7 protein-coding genes are annotated in these 9,963 nt (G+C 57.9%); 4 read left to right on the top strand and 3 right to left on the bottom strand.

Going from position 1 to position 9,963, the window contains the following annotated elements:
* Positions 1 to 108: 108 nt before the first annotated feature.
* A complete protein-coding gene (locus B2589_RS02690) occupies positions 109 to 546 on the bottom strand; it encodes a YhcB family protein (RefSeq protein ID WP_022990657.1) in 438 nt (145 codons plus the stop codon).
* A 233-nt stretch (positions 547 to 779) separates the two neighbouring features.
* Between B2589_RS02690 and zapE the strand changes: the two genes are divergently transcribed.
* The 4 genes from zapE to B2589_RS02670 all read left to right on the top strand — a co-directional run bounded on the left by zapE (position 780) and on the right by B2589_RS02670 (position 8,214).
* Positions 780 to 1,880 carry a cell division protein ZapE gene (gene zapE, locus B2589_RS02685; RefSeq protein WP_208618749.1) on the top strand — a complete coding sequence of 367 codons (1,101 nt, stop codon included), beginning with the start codon at positions 780 to 782 and terminating at the stop codon, positions 1,878 to 1,880.
* Between the two features lie 274 nt (positions 1,881 to 2,154).
* Complete coding sequence (locus B2589_RS02680; protein ID WP_286815530.1) at positions 2,155 to 3,936, top strand: DUF1302 domain-containing protein; 1,782 nt, start codon at positions 2,155 to 2,157, stop codon at positions 3,934 to 3,936.
* Between the two features lie 33 nt (positions 3,937 to 3,969).
* Positions 3,970 to 5,331 carry a DUF1329 domain-containing protein gene (locus B2589_RS02675; protein WP_286815529.1) on the top strand — a complete coding sequence of 454 codons (1,362 nt, stop codon included), beginning with the start codon at positions 3,970 to 3,972 and terminating at the stop codon, positions 5,329 to 5,331.
* 192 nt (positions 5,332 to 5,523) lie between these two features.
* On the top strand, positions 5,524 to 8,214 hold the full coding sequence (locus tag B2589_RS02670; protein ID WP_286815528.1) for a LuxR C-terminal-related transcriptional regulator: 2,691 nt from the start codon (positions 5,524 to 5,526) through the stop codon (positions 8,212 to 8,214).
* Here the strand turns inward: B2589_RS02670 and B2589_RS02665 are convergent, their stop codons facing one another.
* Entirely contained in the window at positions 8,215 to 9,111 is an 897-nt protein-coding gene (locus B2589_RS02665) for an acyltransferase (protein WP_286815527.1), read from the bottom strand.
* Positions 9,112 to 9,123: 12 nt separating this feature from the next.
* The gene (locus tag B2589_RS02660) at positions 9,124 to 9,942 is read right to left on the bottom strand and encodes a glucosaminidase domain-containing protein (RefSeq protein ID WP_286815526.1); all 819 of its coding nucleotides are present in this window, start codon (positions 9,940 to 9,942) and stop codon (positions 9,124 to 9,126) included.
* Between the last annotated feature and the right edge of the window lie 21 nt (positions 9,943 to 9,963).

The raw sequence follows: 9,963 nt of genomic DNA, 5'->3' as shown, positions 1-9,963 counted from the left end.
AAGGAGCGGTTTTTGGAAAGCCGTTCCCCAGACTGGCCAGACACCAAGTTCAGAAGGCTAGAGGAAATCAGGCACCTAAAGCCCCCATACCAGAGGGCTAAAAGACCATTAAGCTGACCGCTTAGACCCATCCGCATTCAGACCGTAATCTTCGGCCAGCGTACCCTTGGCCTCCGGATCAGACTTCGGCGCATAATCCCGAGGCGGCTCGGAAGGCTCAGCCTCCGAATGGCCAAGGCGACCAGAAGAATCCTGCCCCAACTCCTCCAGCCAGTCCTCATCATTGCACAGACGATTCGCGCCCCGGGCCATATGCTGATTCACATCCCGGTACGTATCGTTAAACCGCCGCAGCAAATGTGCAGACTCCATAAAGTGCTCATTCACCTGGGCCTGATACCGCGTAAACTCACTACGCAACTCATCAACCTGCTGCTCCGCCCGGCGCTGTCGCAACGAAGCTCCCTGACCAGACCGGCCAAACATAAGCCCGATGACAATGCCAACCACCAACGCGACAACCGCCGCCACAATCAGGTTTGTCATATAAAAATCGTCCTTTCATTGCCTGCAAGTGAGCCATTCCTCATTCAAGGAGTATAACCCCCCGAACGGATGTATCCCATGCCGAAACACTGCGCCAATCGTCTTATTGCCCCGGCGCCTGTGCGGCGTGGCGAAAAAACGTGAAATAAGCGACAATACCGCGCCCGAAAATCCACCTAGCAGGCAGGAAAATCCTGATGACAGAAGCCATGTCCTCCGAAACCGTCGCGAACCTGACCCCTTGGCAACGCTACCAAAAGGATCTTGAGCGCCCGGACTTTCACAAGGATCCGGCCCAGGAAGATGCCGTGAAGCGCCTGCAGGCACTGTACGACAAACTGGTGGAAGCCGAAAGCGAACGCAGTAAGGGCGGCCTGTCCAAGCTTCGTCGGAAACTGAAGAAGGGTAAGGAAGATCCGGTCAAAGGCCTGTACTTCTGGGGCGGCGTTGGCCGCGGTAAAACCTACCTGATGGACACCTTCTTCGAGGCGCTGCCGTTTGATCGCAAAATGCGTGTGCACTTTCACCGCTTTATGCAGCGGGTGCACAACGAGCTGAAGCAGCTCAAAGGCGAGAAGAACCCGCTGGAGATGGTCGCGAAGAAATTCGCAGACGAAACCCGGGTTATCTGTTTTGACGAATTCTTTGTTTCCGACATCGGCGACGCCATGATCCTCGCCACCCTGATGGATGGCCTGTTCAGCCGGGGCGTTACCCTGGTGTGCACCTCCAACATCGTGCCGGACGGCCTCTACAAAGACGGCCTGCAGCGGGCCCGCTTCCTGCCGGCCATCGCCCTGGTGAAACAGCACACCGATGTGGTGAATGTCGACGGGGGCGTGGATTACCGGCTGCGTACCCTGGAGCAGGCGGAGCTCTACCACTGCCCGCTAGACGATCAGGCTGATATCAGCCTGCGTAACAGCTTCGATGCCCTGGCGGTAGAAGCGGCAAAGCACAGCAAAACCATGGAAATCAACGGCCGTAAAATCCCGGCCGAAGCCCATGCCGACGACGTGGTCTGGTTCGATTTCAAAGCCGTGTGCGACGGCCCCCGCAGCCAGAACGACTACATCGAAATGGCCCGCCAGTTCCATGCCATCATCATCAGCAACGTGCCGCAGCTGGGCAAGAACAACGATGATCAGGCCCGCCGGTTTATCAACATGATCGACGAGTTCTACGACCGCAACGTAAAAGTCATCATCTCCGCCGCCGCGCCCATCACAGAGCTGTACACCGGCGGCCGGTTGAGCTTCGAGTTCGAGCGCACTGAGTCCCGGTTGCTGGAAATGCAGTCCCGGGAGTATCTGGAAGCACCGCACAAGCCTTAAAGAGTCTTTCGGCCACGGGCACTCGTGGCCGCTCTACCCAAGCCTCGCCCTTAGTCATTCCGAAGTGGTTGCACTCCCGAATCTTGTCTATAGTGAGGGAGTGCGAGAACACCATGAACGGAGAGTGACTGCAAAATCATACTTTTGACTGATCAAAGCCCCCACAGGCCTTGGATATAGTGCAAGCATCACGGCACTGTAAGTACAGCCGCCAGGACAAAAAACACCAGAACAACCGAGCAGCGACTCAGAACAACAACGGAGTAGCCTTCCAATGACAAGAAAAACTCAACCGTGGCAGCGTTGGACCAAGTTACCACTGGCCGTAGCCATAGCCGCCGGCGTATCCACACCGGCCTCCGCCATTTCGTTTTACATGGGCGATGTAGACGCTCAGTTCAATACTACGCTGTCTGCGGGTGCCGCCTGGCGGACTGAGGATGCGGACAAGCGCTTGCTCGCTCCCCACGATGGTCGTGGTACAGCGTCTACCAACAACTACGATGACGGTAACCGGAACTTCGATAAAGGGGACACCGTTTCGAAGATTGTTAAAGGCAACAGTGAGCTGTTTCTTGATTACAGTGTTGACTCCAACTATCTGACCCGTGTGGGTGCCCTTGTTCGTGGTCGCTATTGGTACGATTTTGAACTGAAAGACGAAAGCCGGCGCTACGTAGAATTGAATGACGAAGCCAAGGCTAATGCCTCTGGCGGTGAGATTCTGGATGCCTACGTCTTCACAGACTGGTATCTGGGGGATATCCCGGTAAGTGCCCGTTATGGCAAGCAGGTGGTCAGCTGGGGTGAGAGTACCTATATTCAGGGCGGCATTAACACTATTAACCCGGTAGATATTCCGGCTTTCCGTGCCCCAGGTTCCCAGCTGAAAGACGCGCTGCTGCCAGTTGAAATGTTTTATATGTCTGCTGGTATTACCGAGAATATTACGGTTGAAGGCTTTGTGCAGGCAGACTGGGAAAAGGTTCGCATAGATGACTGCGGAACCTTCTTTTCTACCATAGATTTCGTGGCCGATGGTTGTGGTCCGGTGTTCCTCACCGGTGCTGCATCAGAAGCTGCTAACCTGGCGTCAGGGCTGGTTATTGCGAGGGAAGGTGATCGCGAGCCAGATGCGAAAGATCAGTTTGGTGTCGCTATGCGTTGGTATGTGCCGGCTCTTAACGATTCCGAACTCGGCTTTTACTACATCAAGTACCACAGCCGTTTACCGTACATCAGCGGCCGTACTAATGGTGGCGAAGACAACCCGAACTTCCCTAATTATTTCATTGAGTATCCGGAAGATATCAACCTCTATGGTCTCAGTATCAACACCACTACCCCGGGTGGTTGGTCGCTCGGTGCAGAATACTCGTATCGTGACAAGATGCCGATCCAGTGGAACGCCTTTGAGCTGATCTACGGTGGTCTGCAGGAAGACTTCAGTCTTCTTTATGCACGAGACGAAGACAAAATCGCGGCTGAGAATGGTGGCAACACCGACGGCGTAGCCGTATCTGGTTTTGATCGCTACGGCGTATCCCAGGCCCAGATGACCCTGATCAAGTTCTTTGATCAGGTCATGGGTGCAAGCCGGATGTCCCTGGTGGCGGAAGTGGGTGCAACCTATATCCATGACCTGCCGGGCAAGGATGAAGCTAAATATGGTCGCTCGGGTACTTTTGGTTTGGGGGCAACTCCGAGCGCAGCCTGTGAAACCAACAACATCAACCCCGAAAACTGCACCAACGACGGCTTCGTAACCTCCTTCTCCTGGGGCTACCGTACCAACCTGTCCTGGGAATACCCGAACGCCATCGCTGGCATTAACCTGACTCCGTCTGTTTTCTGGAGTCACGACATCAAAGGCTACGCCCCGCAACCTGGCGGCGCCTTCAACGAAGGCAACAAATCCATCGGTTTGTCTCTGACAGGCGTATACCAGAACAAGATCACCGGCAACATCGGTTATACCAACTACTTCGGTGGCAAGCCGTATAACGAAATGACCGACCGGGATTTCGTGAGCGCGAGTGTTTCCTACTCCTTCTGAACCGGACCGAATTCGTTTAACGAGGTAACCTAAATGAAACTGAACAAGAAACTACTGGCCACCGGCGTTCTGACTGCAAGTTTGTTTGCAGGCCAGGCCTGGGGCGCGGTTTCTGCCCAGGAAGCAGCCAAGCTGGGTGATACCCTCACCCCGATGGGTGCGGAGAAAGCCGGCAACGGCGGCGACATTCCGGCCTGGGACGGCGGGCTTTCCGAGCCTCCGGCCGGATACAAGGGGGACGGCATTTACGTGAACCCCTTCGCCGGTGAGCAACCGAAATTTGTTATCGACCGGAGCAATGTCGACCAGCACGCAGACAAGCTGTCTCCGGGCCAGGTCGAGATGATCCGCAAGTACGATAACTACAGGATTCCGGTATATCCGACTCATCGTACCGCCACTTATCCGAAGAAGATCATGGATGAGACCGTAGCGAATGCGACCAAGGCAGAACTGGTGTCTGGCGGTAACGGTATCGACAACTACCAGGATGCCACGCCGTTCCCGATTCCCCAGAACGGCCTGGAAGTAATCTGGAACCATATTACCCGTTACCGGGGTGGCTCGGTGCAGCGTAACGTGGGTCAGGTAACTCCGACCGCGGGCGGCGACTTCTCTGTGGTGAAGTTCCAGGAAGAACTGGTGTGGAACAGCTACCTGACCGACTACGAGCCGGGTAAAGACGATAACGTCCTGTTCTACTTCAAACAGTCCATCACCGCGCCGGCGCGCCTGGCGGGTAACGTACTGCTGGTTCACGAAACCCTGGACCAGGTAGCCGAACCACGCCGTGCCTGGTTGTACAACGCCGGCCAGCGCCGTGTTCGCCGTGCGCCCCAGGTTGCCTATGACGGCCCGGGTACCGCAGCTGACGGTATGCGTACCTCAGACAACCTGGACATGTACAACGGTGCTCCGGACCGCTACAACTGGGAGCTGATTGGCAAGAAAGAGATGTACATCCCGTACAACTCCTACAAGCTGCTGGATCGTGGCCTGAGCTACGACGAGATTATCCAGCCCGGCCACATCAACCAGGACCTGGCTCGCTACGAGTTGCACCGTGTGTGGCATGTGCGCGCCACCCTGAAAGAGGGCGAGCGCCATGTGTACGCCCAGCGTGACTTCTACATCGATGAAGACACCTGGCAAGCCTCTGTTATCGACCATTACGATGGCCGTGGTGAGCTGTGGCGTGTGGGCGAAGCACATGCGGTTCAGATGTATGACCAGGACGTTCCCTGGTACGCCATCGAAGCACTGTACGACCTGCTCTCTGGCCGCTACCTGGCACTGGGCCTGACCAACGAGGAGAACACTCCGTACTCCTTCGATGTTGAGCGCCAGTCCCGCGATTTCACTCCGGCGGCTCTGCGCCGGGCGGGAACTCGCTAACCGGCCTCACGTAACCGGTTGAGAAAGGCGGGCCAGCGATGGCCCGCCTTTTTTTTGTGAGCGCTATCACATTACTGCGCTGGAAAATCGTCACTAACCCCGTTTAGCCCCGCCAATTTTTTGCAGCCAGACCCCGCTTTGGTTTACTCTCGAGGCCAATCTCTAATACTAAAGGTGTAATCGGGGCCGTGAGTGAAATCCTTTAACGAAGGCAACGCCGCCAACGACGAGTTTCAGGGCGCCAATACCAGCCTGCAAAATGGCGAGCTGGTCCGGGATTTACTGGAGCACCGGCTTCAGTTGCCGGCCATTCCCAAAGATCACCAGCCCCGCCCCGCGCTTTCGAAACAGATTATGGATAGCCTCGCGCCCCGCTCCCTGTTGATGCTGGAAGCGCCCTGCGGTTACGGCAAAACACACAGCCTGGTCAGCGCCCTGAGCGAGGGTGCCAGTGAGTTTGACCGGATTCGCTGGGTTACCCTGAATGCCGGCGACAACGCGCCGTCCCGTTTATTATCCCTCATCGCCATGGCGCTGGATTTGCCCCAGTCCCTTCACCCCGGCAATCAGGGCGGTGGCACGTTTGAAGACAACCTGGCCGTTATGCTGGTGGCCAAGGGCCGTCTGGAGCAGCAGGGCCGGGATGTGCTGGTGCTGGATAACCTGCACCACCTGACCAATCCGGCGGTGGGCGGGCTGCTGCAGCAGCTTGTCTGCGATATGCCGGGCAACCTGTCGGTAGCCTTTACCTCCCGGCTGCCGTTGCCGTTTGAATGCCACACCCTTGAGCTGGAAAACCGTTACCAATGTGTTGGCCGCGAGAGTCTGGAATTCACCCGTTCGGAAACCTTTGCCTACTTCCAGGACGCCCGGCCAGACAGCCTGATTACCAGTGTCGCCATTGATCACCTGTACAGCCTCACCGAAGGCTGGCCCACGCCGCTGGCCCTGTACCGGCGGGAGTTGCTGCGCAGCCCGGAACGCCGGCCGATGCAGGAAACCGCCTCCGTTGAACGCTTCCTGAAAGGCTCGGTGCTGGGGCAGATGGCGCCCGGCCAGATGAATTCGCTGCGCATGATGGCGGAGCTGGACGGGGTGTCGGATGAACTGTTTATCGCCCTGCAGGCATCGGTTGGCGACTCGGGCATGCTGCCGTCCGTTGCCTGTGAAAAGGGCTTGCCCCTGCAGTCGGTATCCGGCCGTGGCCGCTGGTATCGCCTCAATCCTTTACTTCAGGCCTGGCTGAAAACACCGGCACTGGGTGGTTACAACACCCGCATGCTGCTGGCCAGCCGCTGGTTCGGGCAGCGCAACCAGTTTCCGGAGGCATTGAAATACGCACTGCTGTCCGGAGATGCCGAAGAAGTCGTGCGCATTGCCTCTGAGGGCACTGAAGCCCTGTTGCTGGGGCAGGACACCGCGTCCCTGCTCACCCTGCGCAAACACCTGCCTGCCGGCTTGCTGGAGCGCAGCGCGCGATTACGCATTGTCTACAGCTGGGTTCATGCCATTGGCGGACAGTTCCACCAGGCCCGGCAGTTGCTCGAAGGCTTCTCGCCGGAAGACCGGGAACAGCAGGAAGCCCGTATTTATGCCCTGAAAGCCTTTATCCTGCGGGGCGAAGGCTACGTGCAGCCAGCCCTGGCCATGGCAGACAAGGCGCTCGCTGCCGGAGGCTTATCACCCCAGGCCCAGCTGGTCACCCAGATTGTTCGTGCCAGCGCCTTGTGTGCCGCCGGCAAATTTCATGAAGCCCGGGACGCCAACCGCGCCGCGGCCAAGCTGGCCCGGGAAGCGGGAGACTCCGGTTCCGAGGCGCTGGCGGTTTACGCCCACGCCCGCATTGAGCTGGGCAAGGGCGCGCTCGGGCATGCGGAGCAGCTGCTCAGAACCGGCCTGGACACCGCCATGCACGAACTCAGCCGGCCGGCGCGCATCGGCGAAACCCGGCTGGAACTGAACCTGGTGCTGGTGCTGTGGCATCAGGGCCGGTTGGACGAAGCCGACCGCCTGTTGGTGAGTTGCTCACGCCATGCCGAACAGACCCGGGACCTGGGCCTGTTGCTGGCCATGGCCCTGAGGGTGCTGATGTGTAAAGCCGAGGGCCGCCTGGAAGATGCCTTTGTCTGGATTGGCCGGGCAGAGCGGGCCATGCACGCCTGGCAGGTGGATGAATCCCTGTACGTGCCGGTACTGGAAGCCCTGAAAGCCAGCTGCTGGTTATCCCATGGTCAGACAGACAGTGCCGCCCAGGCCATCGAAAAGCTCCAGCCGTATCGACAGGGTGGCTGCGTGCCGGAATTGTTCCCGATGATGCCGGGGCTGATGGACTGCCTGCAGGTTCGGGCGGACATGGCCAGCGGTGACCTGGTTCGCGCCAGGGAGCAGTTGGACGCGGTTCTGGGCCGTTACGGCGATACCTTACCCTGGGGGCTGGAACTGCACGTTGGCCTGCTGAGTGCCGTCCTGCTGCAACAGGAGAAAGGTTTGCCGGCAGCCAGGAAGCAGCTGGAGCAGGTGATTCGCCAGGCTGCCAGCGAGCGCTTTATCAGCCCGTTTGCGGAGCTGGTGAACGAACTCACACCACTGATGCAGAAATGCTTCCGGCAACTACCGGAAAACGCCTTCAACCGGGATCTGGGTCAGCTGTTTGGTCTCAACAATACGCCTGTCGCCACCGAGACCCTTGCCGAGCCCATCAGCGACCGGGAGCAGGGCGTGCTGGAGCTGATCGCCCAGGGCTTGTCGAACCAGGAGATCGCAGACAAGCTGCACATCTCCCTGCACACGGTGAAAACCCACGCCCGCCGCATTAACGCCAAGCTGGATGTGAAATCGCGAACCCAAGCCATTGTCCGGGCTCGCGAACTGGGCATCCTGTAATCAGGCGCCCACTTTCAATTCCTCGATGCGGGCGTCTTTCTCGGCCCAGATCCCGCTTACCCAGCGCTGGAAGTCTGCCCGCAGCTCCCGGTTACCTTCGTAATCCATGCCCAGAAAACGCTCCGGCACTTCCCGGGTGCGGATGTCGATGATAATCCGGCGCACCCGGCCGCTCAGGTAATCCCAGATCCCGGGCCGTTCGTCCGGGTACACAATGGTCACATCCAGCATGGTGTGGATCATCTCGCCCATGGCGCCGAACACAAACGCGGTGCCGCCGGCCTTCGGCTTCAGCAGGTTCTTGTAGGGGGAGTTCTGCCGGGCGTGCTTTTCCGGGGTAAAGCGGGTGCCTTCCATAAAGTTGAAAATGGTCACCGGGGTGTAGCGGAACTTCTCGCAGGCCTTGCGGGTGGCCTCTATATCCTTGCCCTTCAGCTCTGGCCGCCTGGCGATTTGCTCCTTGGTGTGCCGGTGCATGAAGGGGAAGTCCAGCCCCCACCAGGCAACACCCAGCAGCGGCACCCAGATCAGCTCTTTCTTCAGGAAAAACTTCAGCAGCGGAATCTTGCTGTTCAGGGCATACTGGATGGCGGTGATGTCGGTCCAGCTCTGGTGGTTACAGGTTACGAAGTACCAGTGCTTCTTGCTCAGCTCCCGGGCGCCGCGAATATCCCACTCAATCTTGTGGAACAGGTCCGCCAGGGTGTTGTTGAAGCCAATCCAGTACCAGGCAATCAGGTTCACCATTCGTGTGCACAGGGTACGCACCAATTTCACCGGAATAATCAGTTTGATGATGGCGAACAGCAGCAAAAACGGCAGGAAAATAAGGGTGTTCAGCAGGATAAGCAAAACCACCAGGACCCCTTTCAACGGGGCGGGCAAAAAATCCAGCATGGGAAAGTCTCGTCAGTCCAGTTGAGCCCGGAATTGCTTGTCGTAGAATTCCAGGTTGTTGTAGCGAATCATGGCGCGGATCTCTTTTATATATTCCTCGCCCCTTTCGGAATAGCTCAGCAGGCCTTGTGCCAGGGCAATGCCGGAAAACGCATCACCGTCGGCCCTGGCTGCCGAGCGTATCGACCGCAGCGGCTGGTAGGCAGGGTGCCGGTTCAGATTCTGGATGTAAGAGCGCACAGAATAATAAGGCGACGAAAACTTTGCCACCTCATGGTTGGCCCCTTCCGGGCGGCTCAGCGGCACCAGCCCGCAGCCACGGGTAAAACACCACTGGCCAAACAGGTTGTTGCCCTCGGTGGCAAAGCGGGAAGTGCCCCAGGCAGATTCATTGGCGGCCTGGGCCATAATCAGGGACGGAGGAATCACATCCAGCTTTTCCGTGAGTTGCTCAAACTGTTTGGGGCTGCCGTTCTTCGCCTCGACTCTTAGCCGATCGGCCTGGCGTTCCAGCCACTCCAGTTCATCGTCGGATAGCCCCTCTTTACCAGCCAAGGATTGCAGGTATTCCCGCTCCAGCAGAATGCGGTTGTTGGCCAGTTCAATGCGAGGGTAAAGAAATGAGAAAAAGGCAGCCTTCTTTTCGGTGGTGTCCTGGTACCCGGAAAAATCCGGCAGGCCGTCGGCGGTCCATTCAGGCAGTTCGGGCAGGGAGCCCAGGGCAATGTCGGTGTCTTCACTTTCCGGGGGTTCGGGGGAGTACAAAGCACCGGCAATTGCAAATAACACCAGGGGAACACACAGCAAAAGTGCCCGGGAGATTAACGTCATAAAACCTCTCGCCAAAATCGA

Source organism: Marinobacter sp. UBA3607, from assembly GCF_002375525.1.
Taxonomy (GTDB): Bacteria; Pseudomonadota; Gammaproteobacteria; order Pseudomonadales; family Oleiphilaceae; genus Marinobacter; species Marinobacter vinifirmus.
Note: the sequence above shows the minus strand (reverse complement) of the source record. Positions and strands in the feature narration are given on the sequence as shown.